This is a genomic window from Pseudoalteromonas sp. 11L1 (genome assembly GCF_055397545.1).
Genome location: NZ_AP041141.1, coordinates 1,480,693 through 1,503,996, shown reverse-complemented (window position 1 = coordinate 1,503,996; position 23,304 = coordinate 1,480,693). Strand labels below are relative to the sequence as shown.

The following is a 23,304-nucleotide window of genomic DNA, read 5'->3' as shown; positions in this document are numbered from 1 at the left end:
AAATAGCTGCTTGAGATGGATTTATTATCCGGAGTTCAGGTTAAAAACAAAGTATAGTTACGCATAGTATTATGGCCGCATTTGGCGGCTTTGCGAGATTCGATTTATTAAATATTCTAATAAATAATTGTAACAGTATACCTACTTTTTAAATTAGACGGTGACGATTTATAAATGGCTGATGACGTATTGCTTAAGCATGAAGCGCTTGTAGATGAATTAAAACAGTATTTAGGAAATCCTAAATTTGATCTCATTTTCAAGACAAAAACCGCCGAGTTAACTAAACCCGAGCAGTTTTTAATAAAAATGGAAATGTCGCGTTTATCTCAGCCGATAGACCGTTTTATTGATCTGCGTAGTTTAGTCACTGGTCAAGTAAAACCTTATCAATACAAAGGCAAGCAGCACTTTATGGATGACACCGCTATTGAAGTATTTGAAGCGGCTATAAAACAACATAAAGATTACACTCTTGCAGTATACGAAGCGGTAATGAATACCGAAAATAATTATCGCGTATTACAACAAAAATCAACGACTACCCCACCTAAAGAAATTGAATCATCGCGCGAATTGTCTACCGATGTAATTAAATTTGCAGCTTATGAAAATCGCAGTGAAGAGCGGATGAATTACTCAATTAAAATTACTATTGAGTATGACGGACAAGCAAAAATCGATGCAAGTACCTCTGATATTTCAATCAGTGGCTGTAAAATTAAGTTAGCGTCGCGCTATCGCTTAAAAAAAGGTCAGCTTATAAATATGCACCTAGTAGGCTTAGAGCAAGATTTTCAGCTTGGCCTCAAAAGTGGCGTTAAATATGAAGTCGTTGCAATAGAAAACACCTCAGAAGAATTTAATCATATCCGCTTGAAGCGTACATTTGAAGAAAATAACAGCGCGTTTGATCGTTTTTTAGAAAGCTTTATTCATGGCAATAAACGCCGTTATAAAGTGAATTTAGATAACACCCTCGATGCAGTTATTTCTAAAGGGTATGAACAATATTATATACCTAGGGTTAATTCTTTATATGTTTTTATTAGCCAGCAAAACGGCGTTTATTATCCTAGCCTGAGCTTAACTACTGAAAACAGTTTATTTATTCAGCGTTATTTTACTGATGAACGCAAAAAATCATGCCTTTACAATGTGTTAAATCATAAGCGTATTCGTACCTTGGCGCTAAAACCGATTGCAGTAAAAGAAGAGTATTTGTATACCTTTACCCATGTCTCTGCAGGAAAAATTTATTATTACTCAGCCACTCGCTCAGAGCTTGAGCAACAAGCAAAATTAAAAGCGTTATTTTTTGGTTTTGGTAGCCGAAGAGACAGTTGGCGCTGCTTTAAATTACAACTAATGCCGAGTCATACTGAAGATGCTTATATTCCTTTATCTTTACCTAACTCTTTAGGCAAAGATATTGAAAAACTAAATAAACCACCTTCACCACGTGTTGAAGGCGCAATAAAAGACGTTAAGTATTTAATGCTACTTACCCAAGTTGGTAATGAGCATGAACAACAACATTATCAACAATATGAATTTGATAAAGCCTTAGCCAATAAATTGAAATATTTTGGCCACAGTAAGCACGCATCGCCACCGGAACTTAATACTGTGCCTCTAGAGTATGTAAATCTTCGCTCTAATAAACGCTATTTATACAAAACTAATGTTGTGATTAATACTCGTGATGCGGTATTACATGGGCATACCCGTGATTTTTCAATATTTGGCTTACAGCTAGAGTGCAATCAAGAAGTGAACTTTAAAAAAGGCGATATTGTTTCGCTATCATTTCCTGATTTGCAAAAAATTACTAAAAACTATTCATTAAATCTTATTCAATATGAAGTAATGGCTGTGAGTAAATCGCTGACTACCATTAATTTGAAAGCGTATGTAGATAAAGGCTCATCTCATACTGGGGTCGATTTTTTTACTCTTTTAATAAGTAGCAATAAACAAAAATTAAAAGTAGCAGAAGAATCACCTAAAGTACCCGGGCTTTCTACAGCACTTAGAAATATGGTAACCAAAACGCTTTGCCAGTTTCCGATTTATTTACATAAATCAATGGCGCATTTTGAAATTGGCGCTATGGGATTTGGTTTATATCCAAGCCCACTGCATATTATTCTGCAAAATTTTTCCTTATTAAATGCTAAAACAGACTTATCGGATATTATTACTAAAGCGCATATTATTGATGTGATCACCCCTAATATTAAAGAGCGTACCCGCCAAGATCCACCATTAGAGTTTAGTTTAATAATTAACTTTGATCCTAAAAAAGATAATATAGCGGATGCTATTACCAGCCAATGTGTTTTAGGTACTGACTGCAGCGAGTTTAAACAGCAAGTAAGTAAAGGGCTTAAATCTGAGCTGATTTTTATAATGCGTTTATATATTTCACGCACTGGTCGACTCGATACTGACTACCTAGCAAACGAGCTAAAATACGTCAGCCAATACGCAATTCACAAGGCCAAAGACTTAGAGGATGCTTTGTGGTCTGTATCAGGTGTTGGCGATATTATTGATGTCAGTGATGAAGCGCTTGAGCATCTAGCGCTCAACCAACAACAGGTTGAGCAAATGTCTAGACGAAAGCTCATCTGGTTAAATCGTTTACGTTAAACCTGTGATGGGTTTAGCGGAACCGCCAGCATATATAACAGTTGCAATAACGAGCCTTGGCAAATAGCTGCTTGGGCTTGCTCAACTACTTTTGGTTTACCATGTACAGCAACGCCTAAGCCAGCTTGAGCCATCATTTTTAAATCGTTTGCGCCATCGCCTATGGCAACTGTTTGGCATTTTTCAAGCCCCAGCTTTTGTTGTAGCGCATTTAAAACAACCGCTTTTTGCTCAGCATCAACAATCCCACCTAACACTTTACCTGTTAGTTTATTGTCTTTAAATTCAAGTACATTGGCATGCACTTCATCTAAATTAATCAGCTCCTGTACTCGCTCAGCAAACGGCACAAAGCCGCCCGATGCAATCGCTAAATACCAATCATGGTGTTTTAAAATTTGGCATAACGCTTTGATACCGGGCATTAAAGGCAGTGTACTTTTAAGCTCATCAATTAAACTCTTTTCAATGCCTTCAAGCTTGGCAACACGCTGGTGTAAGCTTTCACTAAAATCAAGCTTGCCTGCCATTGCCTGCGCGGTCACGCTGGCAACCTCGTCGTATACATTAGCCAAGCGTGCAATTTCATCAATACACTCAATAGTAATGGCTGTTGAATCCATATCCATTACTAATAACCCAGGTTTTTGTAAATCAGGGGGACAGGTTACTTGCACTAACTGACACGCCAAGGTATTTGCAAAAGTTTGAAGTTCAAGTGGATTTATTACACGCTCTGCATTTTCTATATAAAAACATAATGCCGGAGATAACCCTAAATCTGGCTGATATTGACAAATAGCCGTTACTTTTTGCTGGTGAGCCGCAAAGAACTCAATAATGCTATTAATATGCTGAATATTAAAATCACCGCCAAAGGCAATACTAAATAACCCGTGGTTTCTGTTTGGTGTTGTATTTAGTGGTGTAAAAACACCTTGTTGGTAGCTAAACCATTTATTAAGAATAAGTGATGATGATAATAGCTCAGCGCTTTGCTGTGCCATGTTCGCGTTCGACATGGGATCTCCGTTTATATTTCCTGACATTTAGCTCATTGATAATAAGGATATGAGATACAAAATTCGCCATCAGGGGGGATTTAGGGTTATAGTGTAGTTGTAACATCAAATCAAAATGCTGTCAGCAGCATAAACGGTGACTATGAAAAATAACCATCTTAAAAATCCACTTACAGCCTCGCAAAAAAAGCGTCTAATTCGTTTATTATTGGCCGCTGGCTGCTTTGTATTATTAAGCTGGGTAGGAATAAACAGTAGCTTTCAAAGCCATCAACTACTATATGATAGTGCTGATAGTGCAGCCAAGTCACTCACTCAGTTTATGGCACTGAATGCCAAAAACCCGCTGATAGAGAAAAACAAATCGCAGCTCACCACCTTGTGCAACAATATCAGTAAAGATGAGTTTGTTCTTTCAGCCACCATTTATGATAAACAAGGTGTAGTGCTTGCAAGCAGCGATAATTGGCAATCACATCATGTATATGGCTTACTACCAGACTCATCGCCTGGCATTAGTAAGTTAAAAACACCGTTTGTTGAACAAGTTATTTCTGACGACAATCGCCCTATTGGCTTTGTATCTATTACCTATTTAACGCGTGCTGCGGTATCTTCAAGCCATAACCATTTTCACGATTTAGGCCGCCAAGTATTACTTATGCTAGTGATTGCTTGTATTTTTACTTGGCAATTAGGCCGAGGGTTAAAACGCTGGCAAGTAAATCGTTATATACAAAAAACGTCAGAGCACGAATCATAAAGCTGCTCAGCTAATCGATATTTATCGCTATTTGGCTTTAAAGCATAGAGCGCATCAAACACCTTAGGAATATGCAATGGGGTATTTATTTCTCCCTGATAACCATTTAGCGGCATTGAAGGTGAGTCAGTTTCCAGCACTAAATGCTGTGACTCAAGCTTTGCTACAACCGCACGAGTTTTAGCAGCCCGCTCATAGGTGATAACCCCACCCACTCCAAGCTTAAAGCCCATTTTTATATAATACTGTGCTTGTTGTATTGAGCCTGAAAAAGCATGGATCACACCGCCATTCTTAGGTTTACAACGCTTAAACGATTGCGCTATTAAATCATGGCTTTGTCTGTGATGCACAATCAGCGGTAACTCTAGCTCATTAGCAAGCGCTATTTGTTGCTCAAACAGAAAGGTTTGTTTTTCAAGGTTTTCGATACTGCGATCTAGCCCGCATTCCCCAATAGCCACAAGCTGAGTTTTGTTTGTTTTAGCAAAGTTATACAGTGATTCTAAGTGCGATTGCTGATGTTGCTCTAAAAAATAAGGATGTAGCCCTGCAGCTATTCTAATTTGTGGGTAGGTTGCTTTAAACTCGAGTAGTTTTTGAGACTGCGCCAAGCTAATGCCTGGCACAATAAATTGATTAATGCCCTTTGCTACACAGGCATTAATAAGCGATTCCCGATTTGTATCAAACTCACTAAAATCAAGATGACAGTGTGAGTCTATAAATTGCAAAACCAGCAGCCAACTAAGGGTTTAAGCGCGTTATTTGCCAGCTATTGTCGGCTTGACGCTGATACATAAAGCGATCATGTAAACGATGCGCTCCGCCTTGCCAAAACTCGATTTTTTGCGGCACAACACAATACCCACCCCAAAAGTCAGGGAGCGGAATTTCACCTTTAGCGAACTTATTTTTCATGTTGGTAAAGGTTTCCATTAGCACTTTACGCGACGAAATTGGACGGCTTTGTTGCGACGCCCATGCGGCTAATTGACTTTCTTTAGGTCGAGATAAAAAGTATTTAGCAACAGCCGATGTAGGTAATGGCTGCGCTTCACCATACACAATTACTTGGCGCTCCATAGGGTGCCATGGAAAGTGCAAGGAAATTTTGTTATTGCCTTTTAGTTCTTGCGCTTTACGTGAACCGGTATTGGTAAAAAACACAAAACCGTTATCATCTAAATGTTTTAGCAACACAATACGCTGTGAAGGCTGACCTGTTTCATCGACCGTAGCGACCACCATAGCTGTAGGATCAGGCAAATTACTACCAACAGCATGCTCAAGCCACGTTTCAAACTGCTTAAACGGATCATCAAGCAAGTTGTCTTCACTAAGCGCATCTTGCAGGTATTCACGACGAATATCTTCGAGTTTCATATCAAATCCTTCTTTAAAAGCTATCAGCTATAAAATTGGTGAACATTCCGAACAGTGTCAATATAAAATTATCTGCAAGTGTAGGAGTGCTAGCAAGGCGGTAAAACTATTTATACCAAGGAGCATACGGTTTGTATGTGACTTAGGCTAAATAGTTTTACCAACGCAGCTAAAGCGAACTACACGCAGCAGACGCTCACCTAAGTAGTTTAGTCTAAGATAAGGCGGACACTCGACTTATCCCTATGAGCATACGTAGTTGTATGTGATTAGGGTCAGTCGAGTGGACAACGCAGTATTAGATTAAAATACGACGGTGATTACATTTGCTCCATGACTTCGATACCTAGTAGATCTAATCCTGTTTTCAGCGTATCTGCCACTAAATTACACAACACTAAACGGCTATCACGAACACTTGGCTCTACGCCCTCTTTAAGTACTGGGCAAGCTTCATAGAATGTCATGTATAGACTAGCTAGTTCGTATAAGTAACCACACAATACGTGCGGTGTGGCTTCATTGATCATCAGATCAAGGACTTCTTCTAACTGCAATAATTTAAGCGCGAGGTTTTTCTCTTGCGGCTCAATAATACTTACATCGGCTTTTAAGCTTGCAGCATCAACGCCTGACTTACGGAAAATACTGCGAACACGCGTATAAGCATATTGTAAATAAGGGGCTGTTGCGCCCTCAAAACTTAGCATGCTGTCCCAGTTGAAAATGTAATCGCTGGTACGGTGCTTAGAAAGATCTGCGTATTTAACCGCGCCAATACCCACTTTACGAGCAATTTCACTACGATCTTCGTCAGATAAATCTGATTCACGCTCAGCGAGTTTGGCTGCTGCACGAGTAATTGACTCTTCAAGTAAATCAGCTAATTTTACCGTGCCGCCTGTACGAGTTTTAAATGGTTTGCCATCAGCGCCCATCATGGTGCCAAATGGGCAAAATTCGTAACTGGTTTCATCGCGTAATAAACCAGCTTTACGCGCAGTAAGCTCCACTTGATTAAAGTGAAGGCTCTGGCGCGCATCAACAAATATCAAAATACGCTCAGCGCCTAACTTGTTTGAACGGTAATCACACGCGGCTAAATCTGTGGTTGCATATAAGAAGCCGCCACCTGATTTTTGCACGATAAACGCTGAAGGCTCACCGTCTTTATTTGCCAGCTCATCTAAAAATACCACTTGTGCGCCTTGCGACTCTACTGCAATATTTTTATCTTTTAATAGGCTAATAATATCGTTAAGTTCACTGTTATAAGCACTTTCAGCCATAATATCGGCAGGCGTAAGGGTTACATTTAAACGCTTGTATACTTCTTCAGAGTGCTTCACTGAAGTGGCAATAAATAGTTTCCACAGTTTTTCACAGTGAGCGTCGCCACTTTGCAGTTTAACTACGTAGTTACGTGCTTTATCGGCAAAGCCTTCTTCGTCATCAAAACGCTTTTTAGCATCGCGGTAAAAGGTTTCTAAGTCAGCAAGCGCAACAGTGTCTAAATCAACACCTTGGTTAATTTGATCTTCTAAATGCGCAATCAACATGCCAAACTGTGTGCCCCAATCACCCATGTGATTTTGACGAACAACGGTATCGCCTCTAAATTCAAGTGCGCGTACTACCGCATCACCAATAATAGTTGAGCGTAAATGACCTACGTGCATTTCTTTTGCAAGGTTCGGCGATGAGTAATCAACCACTACTTTTTGTGGTTTGGCGTGCTCATTTACGGCAAGTTTTGCGTGGTTATTAGCGGCTTGTACGCTTTGTGCTAAAAACTCTGGCTTTAAGTGAATATTAATAAAACCAGGGCCAGCAATTTCCGTTTTTTCGGCAATGTCGCTTACATCTAACTGATCAATAATTTTTTGCGCCAATTCACGCGGATTACTTTTCATTTTTTTAGCTGCGCCCATCGCGCCATTAATTTGGTAATCACCAAACTGTGGACGTGTGCTTTGCGTAACCGCTGGGTTAGTATCTTCTGGCAGGCCTGCAGCGGTCATAGCGGCAATGGCTTTTTCTACTAAAATAGTACGAATATTCATTATATTATTTACCTTTATAAGCCCGCCAAAGCAGGCTTTGTGTTAATTCTAGTGGCTAAGTGTTAGTTTTCACGCGTGTGGTTAAATGTCACTTCAGGGTAACGCTCAGTCGACAAGTTAAGATTTACACGACTCGGTGCGATATAAGTTAAATTATCGCCACCATCGAGTGCTAAGTTGCTTTCGCACTTACGCTTAAACTCTTCAAACTTTTTAACATCATCACAGCTAACCCAGCGGGCTGTATTTACATTAACGCTTTCGTAAATTGCATCAACGTTATATTCAGCTTTTAAACGCGCTACAACCACGTCAAACTGCAACACACCTACCGCACCTACAATTAAGTCATTATTAATTAATGGTCTGAATACTTGTACTGCGCCCTCTTCTGAAAGCTGTACCAATCCTTTTAATAACTGTTTTTGTTTTAATGGATCGCGCAGACGAATACGGCGGAACAATTCAGGGGCGAAGTTTGGAATACCGCTAAACTTAATTTTTTCGCCTTGGGTAAAGGTATCACCAATTTGAATCGTACCGTGGTTATGTAAACCAATGATATCACCAGCGTAAGCATCAGCCGCACGCTCACGATCGCCCGCCATAAAGGTTACCGCATCAGAAATACTGACTTGTTTACCGATACGCACATGATTCATTTTCATGCCTTGGCTATATTTACCCGACACAATACGCATAAAGGCAATACGGTCACGGTGTTTTGGATCCATGTTGGCCTGAATTTTAAATACAAACCCAGTGAAGTTTTCTTCTGTGGCTACAACTTGGCGGTCTTCTGTCTCACGTGGTAATGGGGTTGGCGCCCACTGAGTTAACCCATCTAAAACATGATCTACACCAAAGTTACCAAGTGCGGTACCAAAATACACAGGCGATAACTCACCCGCTAAGAATAGCTCTAAATCAAATTCGTGTGATGCACCAATAACTAGCTCTAGTTCATCACGTAACTGCGCTGCAAGTTCATCACCAATGGCTTGGTCAAGCTCAGGGTTATCGAGCCCTTTAATGCTGCGTACTTCTTGAATAGTGTGACCTTGACCTGTTTTATATAAAATGGTCTCTTCGTTATGGATATGGTAAACACCTTTAAACTCTTTACCACAGCCAATTGGCCAAGTAACAGGTGCACAGGCAATATTTAGCTCTGTTTCTACTTCATCGAGTAGTTCCATTGGGTCGCGAATATCACGGTCACATTTATTCATAAAGGTAACAATAGGCGTGGTACGCAGGCGTGTTACTTCCATTAGCTTACGGGTACGTTCTTCTACACCTTTAGCAGCATCAATGACCATTAAACACGAATCTACCGCGGTTAAAGTTCGGTATGTATCTTCAGAGAAGTCTTCGTGTCCTGGGGTATCAAGTAAATTAACTAACGCATTGTTATAAGGAAATTGCATTACAGAAGTAGTAACAGAAATACCACGCTCTTTTTCCATTTCCATCCAATCCGACTTAGCATGCTGATTAGAGCCACGGCCTTTTACCGTTCCAGCTTTTTGAATTGCTTGTCCGAACAACAATACTTTTTCAGTGATAGTGGTTTTACCCGCATCCGGATGCGAGATGATCGCAAAGGTACGGCGTTTATTAATTTCGCTAAGGAGATTTTGGTCTGCCATTAAAAAGGTTCTTTTAGTTGATATACGGATGTATTTGTATTTTAGTATGCTGAGCTTTCAAGGCTAAAAACAAGCTAACCTCTAAAGCTCAACATACCCCAACAAGAACCCAAATTAGTTCTTGTGATGCTATCCGTTAAGTTAATCGTAATTGAAGACTATTTTCGCTGATCTTGGCGCTATAAACAATCAATGGTTAGTTATTAACGGATCTTTTTTAATGAAGCGATTAATATTGGTGTTTCCAATTATTATTAACAATATCGATATAAATTGCCAACTAACTTAACACCAAGCTTGAGTAATAATGCTGTAAATCATATTATTGGTCAATTACATGGAAGATTTGATGTTGGGTAATGAAAACCAGTAAGCTAAGTATTCGATTATTATGGTATATAACTCCATTGGTTATACTGCCGTTGTTATTTTTAGGGGGCTTTACGCTCACTAATGTAACCAACTCCACGCAAAAACAAGCCGACTTGATCATGAGTCGCTTTGTAGAACAACAGCAGCAAAAAGTATTCAACTATATCGATTCTTTTCATGCAACGGCTAAGTTACTCTCTGCTTCACCGGTACTAAGTGACTTTTTAGCTAAAGATTTATTTGAAGACGCCAGCTATACCTATCGCCTTGGCGCGTTAATGGACGTATTTGCCAGTTACAGTGAAGCCTACCCTGACATTATTAGTATTAACTTAGTCTCAAAAACCGGTAAAAGTGACGCCTATTACTCCAGTAATTTAACCGTAGCGCCCAAATCCTACCCATTTTTTGATCAAGTAAAACAAAGTAATTTAAGTCAGCAGCAGTTTATGGTGCAAAAAGAAGATGGCACCACCAATTTATACTTTGTACAGCGCATATATAGCGTCGACTATTATTTAAAACGCCCACAACAGCTAGGCTTTATTATTCTTAAAGTAGACCCCTCTATTTTAAACACCAGTATTTTAGAAGCGCCTTATAACAACACCTTAAATTTATTACTGGCCAGCGATGGTAAAATTTTATTTAGCTCTGATTATAAAATGCGCGGCCACTATGTTACTAAATATGAACTAAATAAAATTAACGATTTAGCGGATATAGGTAGCTTATCAACCATTGAACTTTCAAGTGTTGATAAAATAGAGCGACTAATTTTTGCCGCCCAAATGAGTGGCGGCTACTATTATGTGTCGACTATTCCTAAAGCGGTGTTATACCAATCGGGCAAAGCAATTAGTGTGATCACCGGGCTAATTGTAATTATTTCTGTGATCACCCTCCCAATCTTAATTTTTATTGTGGTGCGTAATTTACTGCTTAACCCAATAGAGCTATTAGGTGAAGCAAGTCATCGCGTTGGTGATGGCGATCTCTCTGTTACACTACCTGCTTATACTACGGATGAAGTAGGGATACTGTTTAACGACTTTAATCACATGATTAACCAAATTAAGCATTATCAACAGCAACTTGAAGAATATAAGCATCACTTAGAAGACAAAGTAGAAAGCCGGACTAAGGCGCTTGAATCGATGAACAGCAAGCTTGAAACCGCCATAGCCCAAGCAGAACAAGCAAACCAGCTTAAAAGCCGCTTTTTAGCCAATATGAGTCATGAAATTCGCACCCCGCTTACAGCTATTATGGGATTTACAGAGCAACTACTGCACAGCGAAAAAGCAACCAATGACAAACACCATTTAGGTACTATTCTACGTAATTCAAAACATTTGTTAGAGCTTATTAATAATATTCTCGATCTTTCAAAAATTGAAGCCGAAAAACTCGCGGTTGAAAAAACGCCGCTAAATGTTGTACAGCTTATTCATGATGTTGAATCAATCATTAAACCTTTAGCACAAGAGAAACAGCTATCATTTACAATTAATTATACACTTCCGCTACCGCATACTATTAATAGTGATATTACTCGCTTAAAGCAAATACTCATTAATATTGCCAGTAATGCGGTTAAATTTACTGAGCAAGGTCAGGTTACTATAACCGCTAAATACCAAGCACCAAAAACGCTTACCTTTGTTATAGAAGATACCGGCATTGGTATGTCGTCAAACCAAATTAATCGATTGTTTACGCCATTTGAGCAAGCCGATGCCACAACGACACGTCGGTTTGGTGGTACGGGATTGGGGCTGTGTATATCAAAAAATTTGGCTCAATTGTTAGGTGGGGATGTAAGTGTAACCAGTGAGGTGGGCGTGGGTAGTTGCTTTACTATCGATATAGATTGCCATTTGAATAATAGCCTTGGCGGCAATTTATTATTAACCGAACACTCTCAACTAACACCAGAAAAGGATCCGCAGCTATCTTTTGCGAGCAACAGCTTTGATGCACAAATTTTGGTCGCAGAAGATAACCCCGATAATCAGTTATTGATTAAATTGCTATTACAAACATGGGGTTTAGAGCCCGATATAGCCAACAATGGTGCACAAGCTGTAGAAATGGCATTAGTAAACGACTACCAGCTTATAATCATGGATATGCAAATGCCGGTTATGGGTGGGTTAGAAGCGACTAAAATGCTTAGAGATGCAGCCTACGATGGCCCAATTATCGCCCTAACCGCGAATGTGATGAATCATGATATTGATACTTACCTTGAAGCAGGCTGTGATGAAGCGCTGGGAAAACCTATTGATAAAGACGCACTAGAAAATGTATTAGTTAGCTATTTACACCTTGAGCGTGATAACCAAAATAAGTGGGACAGCTTATTGAAGAGCGAAAAGTTTCAGCAAATAAACGCAAACTATTTAGCAAGTTTGCCAGATTATTTGCAACAGATAAAAACCCTATATAACAGCCAAGATTGCGAGACATTACGCGCCCTTGCCCACAGTATTAAGGGCAGCGCTGGTTGTTTTAACTTTGATGAAATTTACCAAAGCGCTTCAGCGGTTGAACACAGTTTAAAAGGTAATGATATGCCACAAAGAGAAAAGTGCGTAGCAGAACTTATTGCTGCAATAGAGCAAGCCATCGCTAATAAGTAATCGTTAAAAATTTAAACCCAGTGCCATGCCCATTAAAATCGCGTCTTCAAAGCCGTTTTTATTGGGTGCATCACTGGGGTAATAATTTTTACGTACTGACATTTCAATAAAGCCCGCACGTTCATACAAAGCAATAGCCCGCGTATTAGACTCTCGGACTTCTAAAAATAAGTTTTCAGCGCTGTGTTGCTCACCATAAACTATAAACTGCGTTAATAACTGCTGAGCAAACCCTTGTCCCTGAAAGCTCGGAGCAACACAAATATCCATTAAGGTAAAATCGGGCCCTGCTTTTTCACCAATGTAAAAACCTATCATTTGCTCGTCGTCGAACGCGGCTAAATTAAAATAGCGGCCCTGCAAACACGACTGCATTGTTTTTAATGTCCAAGGATGTGTGTGGCAAGTGGTTTCAATGGCCATTAGCTCATTGATATTCTCATCGGTAACTGACTTAAAGTGTATCAAGGTGTTCACTCATTAATGCCCATAACGCACGTTTTTGTGCACTGGACAGGGTGGAATCAGGTAAGCTTAATTGTTGTTCACTAAACTCTATGGTTGATGACTTAACAATCTTGTTAATTGTTACAGGCGCAAATGCACGCTCAATATCATCTTTTAATGTATCACTGAGTATTAACGATGAATTAGCTGACTGCTCTGACTGAGCTGGGCGAAAGTGTTGATTAAGTTCAAGCTTTTCTATACCAAAAACAGATGCGTAACGTGAATGCATAACGACTCGATGGAATTAGTAAGATGAATAATATAGGAAGTAATCAAAACGATGTAAAGAAGAAATGGCAGGGGCGGAGAGATTCGAACTCCCAACCGTCGGTTTTGGAGACCGCTGTTCTACCAATTGGAACTACGCCCCTGCAATGACGATGAATTATAAAGACCTTTTGACAAAGGTAAAGTAAAAATTCAACTTTTCGGTTTGTTTGCTTTTTAAATAAACAAAACGGCGAATTAGCATGCTAATTCGCCGTTAGTTATTACTTAATTATAGCAATGGGAGGATTATTCCCACTCGATAGTGGCAGGTGGTTTACCTGAAATATCGTAAACAACACGAGAAATACCGTCGATTTCATTAATGATGCGGTTTGAAACAACACCTAAGAACTCATACGGTAAATGTGACCAACGCGCAGTCATAAAGTCGATGGTTTCTACACAACGAAGTGAAACAACCCAATCGTACTTACGTGCATCACCCATAACCCCTACCGACTTAACCGGTAAGAATACAGTAAACGCTTGACTTACTTTATGGTAAAGCTCTGCTTTGTGAAGCTCTTCAATGAAAATAGCATCAGCGCGGCGTAATAAATCACAGTACTCTTTTTTGATTTCGCCAAGTACACGCACACCTAAACCTGGCCCTGGGAATGGGTGACGGTAAAGCATGTCGTACGGTAAACCTAGCTCTAAACCAATTTTACGTACTTCGTCCTTAAATAACTCACGTAATGGCTCTACTAAGCCCATTTGCATATCATCTGGTAAGCCGCCCACATTATGGTGCGATTTAATTACGTGCGCTTTACCAGTCGCTGAGGCCGCTGATTCGATTACGTCAGGGTAAATTGTACCTTGGCCTAACCATTTTGCGTTTTTAAGCTTTTTAGCTTGCTCATCAAATACGTTAATAAACGTATGGCCAATGGCTTTACGCTTATCTTCTGGGTCTGATTTACCTGCTAAGTCATTTAAGAATTGATCTTCGGCATCTACTTTTACAATGTTTAAACCAAACTTATTGCCAAACATGTCCATGACTTGTTGGCCTTCGTTTAAACGAAGTAGCCCGTTATCTACAAATACACAGGTTAGTCGCTCACCAATAGCGCGGTGAATAAGCATCGCCACAACCGATGAATCTACACCGCCTGATAAGCCTAAAATAACTTCGTCGTTGCCAACGGTTTCTTTGATACGCTCAATAGCATCATCAATTATTTTTGCTGGCGTCCATAATTTTTCACAACCACAAATATCAATAGCAAAACGTTCTAATAAGCGTTGACCTTGATGTGTGTGTGTTACTTCTGGGTGAAATTGTACGCCGTAAAAACGTTTTTCTTCGTTAGACATTGCCGCATGTGGACAAGTAGATGTTTTAGCAGTAGTTTTAAAAGTATCTGGAATTTCCATTACTTTATCGCCGTGGCTCATCCACACGTCAAGTACGCCATTGCCGCCATCAGTAATATGATCTTCAATTGCATCAAATAATGCACAGTTACCCACTTTTTCAACTTGTGCGTAACCAAATTCTTTTTTATCTGAGCTATGTACACGGCCGCCAAGCTGCGTTGCCATAGTTTGCATACCGTAACAAATACCAAGTACGGGTACGCCAGCATTAAATACATACTCAGGAGCACGCGGGCTGTTTTCAAGCGTAGTTGATTCTGGGCCACCTGAAAGGATAATACCTTGTGGGTTAAACTCGCGAATTTGCTCTTCGGTTACATCCCAAGCCCAAAGCTCACAGTAAACACCAATTTCGCGTACGCGACGGGCAATTAACTGCGTGTATTGTGAACCAAAATCTAAAATGAGGATTCGTGAATCGTGAATGTCTTTGCTCATGAAGTATCTCGTAAAGTCAGGTGCTAAACGCCACCAGCTTAAGCTGTGTGACTATATTAGGGCTAACAAAGGTTAGCCCACTTATTTCAAGTTGTTAAGGCTGATTAGCCTAAACGGTAGTTCGGTGCTTCTTTAGTGATTTGCACATCATGAACATGCGACTCACCCATACCAGCAGAAGTAACACGTACAAATTGTGGCTTAGTGTTTAGCTCTTCAATGGTGGCACAACCGGTTAAACCCATTGCACTGCGAAGACCACCCACTTGTTGGTGAATAATGGTTGCAATTGGTCCTTTATAAGCAACACGACCTTCAATACCTTCAGGTACTAACTTGTCAGCTTGGTTTGATTTTTGGAAGTAGCGATCTGATGAACCTTCTTTTTGATCCATCGCTCCTAGGCTACCCATACCACGGTAAGACTTGTAGTAGCGACCTTGATAAAGTTCAACTTCACCCGGAGCTTCTTCAGTACCCGCGAGCATAGAGCCAACCATTACACACGATGCACCCGCAACCAATGCTTTTACAATATCACCAGAAAAACGAATACCGCCATCGGCAATCACTGGAATATCGCGACCTTTAAGGCCTTCAACCGCATCTGAAATAGCTGTTATTTGTGGTACACCACAACCAGTAACAATACGTGTAGTACAAATAGAACCTGGGCCGATACCTACTTTAACAGCATCAACACCGGCATCTGCAAGGGCAATAGCACCTTCGGCAGTTGCCACGTTACCCGCAACAATTTGTAAATCTGGGTAAGCTTGACGAGTCGCTGCAACACGGTCAATAACACCTTGCGAGTGACCATGAGAAGTATCGATTAGTAGTACATCAACACCGGCTTCAACTAATGCAGCAATACGCTCATCAGTACCTGCGCCAACACCTACCGCAGCACCTACACGTAAACGACCTTGCTCGTCTTTACATGCATCTGGTTTGTCTTGTGCTTTTTGGTAATCTTTTACGGTGATCATGCCTTTAAGTTTAAACGCATCATCAACCACAAGAATCTTTTCAATGCGGTGTTCGTGCATTAAGCTTAAGATATCTTCGCGAGCGGTGCCCTCTTTAACCGTTACTAGGTTTTCTTTTTTCGTCATCACTGTTGAAACCGGCTGTTCAAGCTTAGTTTCAAAGCGCATATCACGACTAGTTACGATACCTACAAGGTTATTTTCGCTATCGGTGACCGGAAAACCTGAGAATCCCTTTTCCTGAGACAGCTCAACGGCATCTGCAATAGTCAGATCGGCGGTTACTGTAACAGGGTATGAAACAATACCTGCTTCATAGGTTTTAACTTTACGAACATTTTTCGCTTGTTCTGCAATGGTCATGTTTTTATGAATAAAACCAAGACCACCTTCCTGCGCGAGGGCAATAGCTAAACGAGCTTCTGTAACAGTATCCATAGATGCTGAAATGAGCGGCAAGTTAAGTTTGATACCACGCGTTAAGCGAGTTGAAATATTTGCCGTGTGTGGCAAAACAGTAGAATGACCAGGTACTAAAAGTACGTCATCAAAGGTAAGAGCTTCTTTAGCGATTCTAAGCATTTTGGCAACTTCTCACATGTGGATCTAAGATAAGGAATTGCGGCCAAATTTTAACAGCGTTGCAGGCACTAGTAAATAATATTTTGTATTTATTTATGATAAGCTAGGTTTATAAATGTTTTTTGGTAGTTTTTATGTTTTCTAAGCCCTCGCAAACGGTTTATACCGTATCTCGCCTTAATCGTGAAATACGTGCCTTACTTGAACAAGGTTTTGCGTCTTTAGTACTCACCGGTGAAATTTCAAACTTTATCACCCCAGCATCTGGGCACTGGTATTTTTCGTTAAAAGACGACAAAGCGCAAATTAAAGCCGCCATGTGGCGAGGTAATAATCGAAACCAAAACTACCGCCCTGTAAATGGCGCACAAGTAACCGTTAAAGCTCGTGTATCTTTGTACGAACCCCGTGGTGACTACCAGCTTATTGTAGAAAGCATGGAACCTGCAGGAGAAGGGCAACTTAAGCAAGAGTTTGACGCGCTAAAAATGCGTTTGGCTGCAGAGGGTTTATTTAGCTCCGCTTATAAAAAATCCCTACCCCAAAACATAAATCGCATAGGGGTGATCACCTCACCTACAGGCGCCGCAATTAAAGATATTTTAACTGTGCTAAAACGTCGTGCGCCGCAATTAGAAGTGGTTATTTATCCTGCTATGGTGCAAGGCAAAGAAGCGCATGGTCATTTAATCAAGCAAATAGAGCTGGCAAATCGTCGTAACGAAGTCGATGTGATTATTCTTGGTCGCGGTGGTGGTTCATTAGAGGATTTATGGTGTTTTAATCATGAGCAACTTGCTCGTGCAATTTATCAAAGCTCGCTGCCCATTGTGAGCGCTGTTGGCCATGAAATAGACACCACGATTAGCGATTATGTCGCTGATGTGCGCGCTGCAACGCCCTCGGCGGCCGCAGAGCTAGTAAGCCCCAATACGCAAGAACTGCACAATAGAGTTAACCAATTAATTAGCCGTTTAGCGAATGCATTTAAACACGACATTGCCGATAAACGCGCACTGGCAACTCAGCTACAGCATCGTTTAAATTTATGCCACCCGCGCAATCAGCTTAACCAAAAGTCACAACGCTTAGATGAGCTGAGTATTGCACTGCAACAGGCAATGCGTCAGCGTTTATATCAACAAGAACGCATGTTAGCTAATTTAGCACCCAGACTAATGCGTCAATCGCCAGACAAAAAGCTAGCAACTGCAAACCATCAGTTAGCACAGCTTCATGCAAGGTTACACCAAGCGATACAGCATCAGCTACAACAGGCAAATAATTCGCTTGCCTTACAAGCAAGTCGGCTTGATTCGGTCAGCCCCCTTAATGTATTAGCGCGCGGTTACAGCATTACTAAAACAGCGCAAAATAAAGTGGTTAAATCAGTGGAAGATGTAAAAATGGGTGATGTGTTGATCACTGAGTTAGTAGATGGCCAATTTATTTCAAAAGTAGAAGCTTAGCCATATTGCTAAGCGCTAGCCTTGCGTACTAACAGTAAACTCAATACGGGCATCGTTAGATTGAGATGCACTGAGTGTAAATTGCTGCCACCAAGGTTCAAGGTGAAGCTTATCGTTAAGCTCGCGCCATAATTTAGCCCCATAATTAACGGCATTCTGGTTTATGGTAAGCTCAAACTTGCAAATTGTTTGCTTACACTTAAGCGCTGTAAGCTTAGCGCTATCTGCAAACTCATTAATAATTAAAAAGTCATTTAACGCGACTTCAAGCTCGTAACTCCATTCGAGATTATCAGCCTCTTGTTCAAACTGTATTGCGAGCTCATCATCAAGCTCTACACTTTCTAATTGATTTAACTTTAACTGTTGTTGAGACTGCATAAGCTGGATTGATTTTTTTTCAAGCCGCTGATTAAGCTCAACCACATGTTGTGCCAGCTGAGTTTGTTGATCAGTCACTTGGGCTTTATTAACCTGCACTAGGCCTTGCAAAGTAGTTGCTTGATTATTGACTTGAGTGTTAGGCGAAGAGATTACAGTTTGTTTGGGCGCTAAGAAAACACGTGTGGAATCTTTAAAAAATAAAAAGTAACCACTTGCCAACGCCACACCTGAAGAAAAACAGAGTAGCATGGCCACAAGGTTACTTTTATATATCATTTCTAAGTACTCAAAAAGTTAAAGCATGGCACTGGTGTGCGATTCGTTTTCTGGCTCGGGATACTCTAAAAAGTTTTGATTCATACTTTCTGCCGGACACTCACAATCGGGACGACCAATAATTTTTGCAGGTACGCCAACAGCAGTTGTGTGAGGCGGGACAGGGCTTAGTACCACAGAGCCTGCGCCAATACGTGCGCCCTCACCCACTTCAATATTACCCAATACTTTAGCACCCGCACCAATAAGTACGCCCGCTCTAATTTTAGGATGGCGATCGCCTTGCTCGTTACCCGTACCACCTAATGTAACCGATTGTAATATCGATACATTATCTTCAATCACGGCAGTTTCGCCTATCACTATACCGGTGGCATGGTCAAACATGATGCCTTGCCCGACTTTACAGGCAGGGTGAATATCAACCCCAAACACCTCTGAAGTACGGCTTTGAATAAAGCGAGCCAGCTCTTTACGGTTTTGTTGCCATAAGCAGTTTGCTAAACGGTGTGCTTGTATTGCGTGAAACCCTTTTAAATTTAAAATCACAGTAAGGTAGGTTTCGGCCGCAGGGTCACGGTCTTTTACCGCTTTAATATCATGAGCAACATACGTCAGCATCCGGTCACACTTTACAAAAGCTTGGTCAAACAGCTCACGGATTGTAAAAGCAGAAACCACAGCATCAGCTAGCTTATTAGCAACAATAAAACTCAATGCAGACCCTAAGCATTCGTGATTTAAAATACACGAATACACATGGCTCGCTAAAAGAGGTTCACGGGTTACTACTTCATTTGCTTCACTGCGAAGCTGTTGCCAAATTTCATGACGCATAATAATGCCTTAAGATTAGTACAAAGAGCCTACCGCTAATTCTAACGGATTTAGCCGCCTAGGTGTTAATCCCTTTGTTATTTGTTCTAGTTATTAGATATAACCAGGGTCTGTTGACCTTTCAAGGTTAAATTTGCAGCAGCCTGTTTGGTATTTAAGCAAGGCAGAGCCTATGCAGTGTGGTTATTCCTCATAAGTAGATGAAGGCGCTACCCGAAGGGTTCTGCCTAGGGGCGATTTACTCTTTGTTGTCTACATGGATGTAGGTAAGGGGCGTGAGCAGGACGCGGAAGCTTTGCTCGGTTTTTACTTATTCTTACATGGATGTAAGCCAGTAGAATAACGCAGGAGCAGTTATCGAGCCCACTAGGTTACAAACCTCGCGCCGCGATTAAACCGCCCCTAGTTTGAACAAATTTTAATCCCCAAAGGTCAACAGACCCTAGTATTTACAACCTAAAATATAAAAATACCCCAATGCTTAAGGCACCGGGGCATTTTTTAATACTTAAAAACTTAAATTATTGAAATACTTTATCCACCTTCACTACTTCAATATTTTTCGCTGGTATTGCCAGTTTGTAATCAGCAATCACTTTATCTTCAGCCACTAACTCGCCAGGCTTATCGGTGTTGTACACCATAGGCGAGGTTTGCATAGTTGCTAAACGTTTTTGCATATCTTCACCATCACCGGTAACAAACACATAGTGAATATTCTCAGTTTGTAGATTGTCTTTTATCACTCGATTTATATCGTCAACAGTCAATGTTTTAAGCTTGTTTGTTACATAGTTTACAAAACTATCGGTGTTATAGAACTCGCTATCTAGCGCATAACCTAACTGACGATTTTGACTAGCAACCATTTGCGGCACAAAGTTAATTAAAAAGTTACGTGTGGCTTCAAAATCAGCCTCAGTCATGCCATTTTTAATTAATTTATCTAGCTCAAACAATGCGGTACGGGTAGCAAAATGCGCATCGTTGTTTGAGCGCAGTGGACGCAGCCACACTTGGAATATTTGCTCCGAGCGCCCTAAGTTTGCATCAGGCTTAGTTTGAAACATACCTCTAGGGAAGTATTCAATATAGGCGTAATCGCCATAGTTCATGCCACGCGTTTGACGAATACGTTCGTACAAGTAACTGTTAGAACTACGATGCTCACCAAAGTACGAGCGCACTAACCACAATGCGGTCCAGTCGTCGCTGCTACGAATTGTATCAATAGGGAACCCGAACGACACAGCCGTTGATTGCGCTGACTTTTCAACAATTGTTGCATGATGACCTTCAAGCACTGGCGCATCAGGGATTGTTAAGCGGCTTTGTTTGCCTTTTGGAAGTGTCGCCAAGTCAGCTAACATTTGTGCTTTAAGTTTTTCAGGTACGGCACCAATTAAACCCACAGTAAGTTTAGCTTGTGTAAGTTCAGCATTATAAAACGCTTTAACATCATCAAGGGTCAGTGCTTCTAAATCAGATAAGTCACCGTAGTTATAGCTTTCATAAGGGTGGCCTTTATAAAGCACACTGTAGAGCACTTCTTTACCCAACTCTTCGTCGTTAGAAGCTTTTAAGCCTGATTTAATGCCATCGATCATTTCTTTTTTCAGACGCTTAAAGTCATCTTCTCTAAAGCCTGGGCTTAACAGCTGCTCACTCACTAAGGCATACCACTGAGCTGCATTATCTTTATGAATACGCCCTTGGAACGACAGCATTTCTTTATCTATTTGATAACCAAAACTACCCGCCAGTGGGTACATTGCCTTTTTAATATCTTTGTAACTCATTGCGGTTGAGCCACCTTGCGCCAGCATTGCGGCAGTCAGTGCTGCAACCCCTTTTTTACCCTGCGGATCGGCAGCGGCACCGGTATTAAATAATAAGTTAATATCGATTAACGGCGAGCTATTGGTTTTATCAAGCACCTTAAAGATAGGCTTACTCGGTGCTTGCTGATACTTAGCTACCAAGGCATTTAAGTCGCTTTCTTGCTCAAAACCAGGGGCTTTATCAAGTGCCGACATAGTAATTGTGGTGCGGGCATTATCAACAAAATACTTATTTGCAACGGCTCTAATATCTTCGCTAGTGATATTGTCTGCCGATTTATACAGCTGATTAATTACCTCAGGATCGCGCTCAAAATGCATATAGCTGGCAAGTGTAGAGGCAATTGCTTGCGACGAATCTAAACCATTTATAAAGCTGTATTTAAGATTAGACTTTAAATCGCTGAGTTTTTGGCTATCAACCAACTCGGTACGCGCTTTGGCATACGTACGGTTTATAGCATCACGTACTGTGGCTAAATCATCGGCATTTTCAACTTTTACAAATACATGCAGTAACCCTGGATCTTTTGTCTCTGGGTTATAGGTAAACATTTGACTCGCTATTTGCTTTTCTACTACCAGCTCTTGGTAAATATCTGAATTGCTAGAAAAATAAAGCTGCGACAGTAAATCTAATGCGGCTCGGTCCTTTTTCTGAGGCTCCCATGCGGCCCCTTTATACGACACAAGTAACCAATGGCCAGGTAATCCCTCGTTTTGCTCATGCACATATTTTGGCGCTTGCTGAGTTGGCTCTTTAGGAATATCAGCAACATAGTCGCCTTTTTGCCAGTTACCCCAGTGCTTTTTAACCATCGCCATGGTCTCTTTTGGATCAACATCACCAACAATCACAAGCGATACATATTCAGGCTTATAAAACTTATCAAAAAACTCTTTACCGTAGGCCATTTGATCTGGCATAGCTTCAATGTCTTCAAAAAAGCCCATAGTAGTGTGTTTATAGGTATGCTTATCGAACGCTTCTTGGCGTACCGCACTTAATAATTTACGAATTGGACTGGCGTTATTTTTTAAGTACTCGCCTTTAACGGTAAGCGCCTCAGTTCTAAATTGCTCTTCGGTGTAGCTTAAATTTTGAAAAATATCAGCTTCAATCTCAAGTACTTTATCAAGATGTTGTTTTGAAAAATTTAAGTGGTAGTTAGTGTAATCGTTAGTTGTATAGGCGCGGTTATCAACCCCTGAATTTTTTAAAATATCTGAATACACATCTTGCGGAAACTTTTCAGAGCCTTTAAACATCATGTGTTCAAAAAAGTGAGCAAAACCAGTTTTACCCGCTTCCACTTCATTACGCGAGCCAACAGATACAGGTATTTGTAGCGATACTACATCTGGGTAATCGGTTTTAACTACCATCACACGTAGGCCGTTATCTAGCTCTTCTATTAGGTAATCTTGTGAAAAAACACGCTCATCTGCTTTATTAACTTGTTCTTGTTGGGCTACTGTTTGCGTGTTTTGACTTTGCTGCATAGCGCAACCCGTTAAAGCCAGCGATACCGCTAGGCTAGTTGCCAATAATTTAAATTTCATTGTTATCCCTTTTTAAATTGAGCAATTTTTAAAACATTTACCAAACTAAGTATGCCGTAAAGCAATTAAATATAAGAGCCCTAAGCCTATTAATTATGTAAACAACTGTGTCAGTTATTGCTGGTAACTTGGTTTAATCATGAAAATAATTCACGTTTGTTGAGAAACTTTCAATAAATAAATCTATCTAGACGTCTA

The 23,304-nt window shown here is 40.5% G+C and carries 16 protein-coding genes and 1 tRNA gene; 4 read left to right on the top strand and 13 right to left on the bottom strand.

From position 1 onward, the window contains the following. Window positions 1-174 precede the first annotated feature (174 nt). Entirely contained in the window at window positions 175-2,655 is a 2,481-nt protein-coding gene (locus tag ACZ5WS_RS06915) for a PilZ domain-containing protein (RefSeq protein WP_464711297.1), read from the top strand. Here the strand turns inward: ACZ5WS_RS06915 and serB are convergent. Beyond that, window positions 2,652-3,677 carry a phosphoserine phosphatase SerB gene (gene serB, locus ACZ5WS_RS06910; RefSeq protein ID WP_464711295.1) on the bottom strand — a complete coding sequence of 342 codons (1,026 nt, stop codon included), beginning with the start codon at window positions 3,675-3,677 and terminating at the stop codon, window positions 2,652-2,654. The genes ACZ5WS_RS06915 and serB overlap by 4 nt on opposite strands. A gap of 142 nt (window positions 3,678-3,819) precedes the next feature. Between serB and ACZ5WS_RS06905 the strand changes: the two genes are divergently transcribed. Beyond that, window positions 3,820-4,440, top strand: coding sequence for an AhpA/YtjB family protein (locus ACZ5WS_RS06905; protein WP_138608770.1), 621 nt, complete (start codon window positions 3,820-3,822; stop codon window positions 4,438-4,440). Here the strand turns inward: ACZ5WS_RS06905 and ACZ5WS_RS06900 are convergent. The 4 genes from ACZ5WS_RS06900 to prfC form a co-directional block, all read right to left on the bottom strand. Next, window positions 4,407-5,174 (bottom strand): TatD family hydrolase, encoded by a 768-nt coding sequence (locus ACZ5WS_RS06900; protein ID WP_198523603.1) that lies wholly within the window; start codon window positions 5,172-5,174, stop codon window positions 4,407-4,409. The genes ACZ5WS_RS06905 and ACZ5WS_RS06900 overlap by 34 nt on opposite strands. 13 nt (window positions 5,175-5,187) lie before the next feature. Then, window positions 5,188-5,826, bottom strand: a complete 639-nt coding sequence (gene pdxH / locus ACZ5WS_RS06895; RefSeq protein WP_198523604.1) for a pyridoxamine 5'-phosphate oxidase — start codon at window positions 5,824-5,826, stop codon at window positions 5,188-5,190. 320 nt (window positions 5,827-6,146) lie between these two features. Then, window positions 6,147-7,889 (bottom strand): arginine--tRNA ligase, encoded by a 1,743-nt coding sequence (gene argS, locus ACZ5WS_RS06890; protein ID WP_464711292.1) that lies wholly within the window; start codon window positions 7,887-7,889, stop codon window positions 6,147-6,149. Between the two features lie 62 nt (window positions 7,890-7,951). Beyond that, window positions 7,952-9,541, bottom strand: a complete 1,590-nt coding sequence (prfC, locus tag ACZ5WS_RS06885) for a peptide chain release factor 3 (RefSeq protein ID WP_054201810.1) — start codon at window positions 9,539-9,541, stop codon at window positions 7,952-7,954. A gap of 359 nt (window positions 9,542-9,900) precedes the next feature. Here prfC and ACZ5WS_RS06880 point away from each other — a divergent pair, with 359 nt between their 5' ends. Then, complete coding sequence (locus ACZ5WS_RS06880; RefSeq protein ID WP_178956488.1) at window positions 9,901-12,558, top strand: ATP-binding protein; 2,658 nt, start codon at window positions 9,901-9,903, stop codon at window positions 12,556-12,558. A 3-nt stretch (window positions 12,559-12,561) separates the two neighbouring features. Here the strand turns inward: ACZ5WS_RS06880 and rimI are convergent, their stop codons facing one another. The 5 genes from rimI to guaB all read right to left on the bottom strand — a co-directional run bounded on the left by rimI (window position 12,562) and on the right by guaB (window position 16,736). Beyond that, complete coding sequence (rimI, locus tag ACZ5WS_RS06875) at window positions 12,562-13,026, bottom strand: ribosomal protein S18-alanine N-acetyltransferase (protein ID WP_464711486.1); 465 nt, start codon at window positions 13,024-13,026, stop codon at window positions 12,562-12,564. Then, the gene (locus ACZ5WS_RS06870) at window positions 13,013-13,297 is read right to left on the bottom strand and encodes a hypothetical protein (RefSeq protein WP_138608778.1); all 285 of its coding nucleotides are present in this window, start codon (window positions 13,295-13,297) and stop codon (window positions 13,013-13,015) included. Before ACZ5WS_RS06870 ends, rimI begins: the two co-directional genes overlap by 14 nt. Window positions 13,298-13,362: 65 nt before the next feature. Then, a tRNA-Trp gene (locus ACZ5WS_RS06865) sits at window positions 13,363-13,439 on the bottom strand. A 145-nt stretch (window positions 13,440-13,584) separates the two neighbouring features. Then, complete coding sequence (gene guaA, locus ACZ5WS_RS06860) at window positions 13,585-15,162, bottom strand: glutamine-hydrolyzing GMP synthase (RefSeq protein WP_198523605.1); 1,578 nt, start codon at window positions 15,160-15,162, stop codon at window positions 13,585-13,587. Between the two features lie 104 nt (window positions 15,163-15,266). Then, on the bottom strand, window positions 15,267-16,736 hold the full coding sequence (guaB, locus tag ACZ5WS_RS06855; protein WP_008110278.1) for an IMP dehydrogenase: 1,470 nt from the start codon (window positions 16,734-16,736) through the stop codon (window positions 15,267-15,269). A 134-nt stretch (window positions 16,737-16,870) separates the two neighbouring features. Here guaB and xseA point away from each other — a divergent pair, with 134 nt between their 5' ends. Then, window positions 16,871-18,205 carry an exodeoxyribonuclease VII large subunit gene (xseA, locus tag ACZ5WS_RS06850; protein WP_464711288.1) on the top strand — a complete coding sequence of 445 codons (1,335 nt, stop codon included), beginning with the start codon at window positions 16,871-16,873 and terminating at the stop codon, window positions 18,203-18,205. Between the two features lie 15 nt (window positions 18,206-18,220). Here the strand turns inward: xseA and ACZ5WS_RS06845 are convergent, their stop codons facing one another. From ACZ5WS_RS06845 to ACZ5WS_RS06835, 3 genes are all read right to left on the bottom strand, one after another. Continuing rightward, window positions 18,221-18,865 (bottom strand): MreC domain-containing protein, encoded by a 645-nt coding sequence (locus ACZ5WS_RS06845; RefSeq protein ID WP_464711286.1) that lies wholly within the window; start codon window positions 18,863-18,865, stop codon window positions 18,221-18,223. An 18-nt stretch (window positions 18,866-18,883) separates the two neighbouring features. After that, a complete protein-coding gene (cysE, locus tag ACZ5WS_RS06840) occupies window positions 18,884-19,702 on the bottom strand; it encodes a serine O-acetyltransferase (RefSeq protein ID WP_008110273.1) in 819 nt (272 codons plus the stop codon). A 521-nt stretch (window positions 19,703-20,223) separates the two neighbouring features. Beyond that, a complete protein-coding gene (locus ACZ5WS_RS06835) occupies window positions 20,224-23,106 on the bottom strand; it encodes a M16 family metallopeptidase (protein WP_290168375.1) in 2,883 nt (960 codons plus the stop codon). Window positions 23,107-23,304 lie beyond the last annotated feature (198 nt).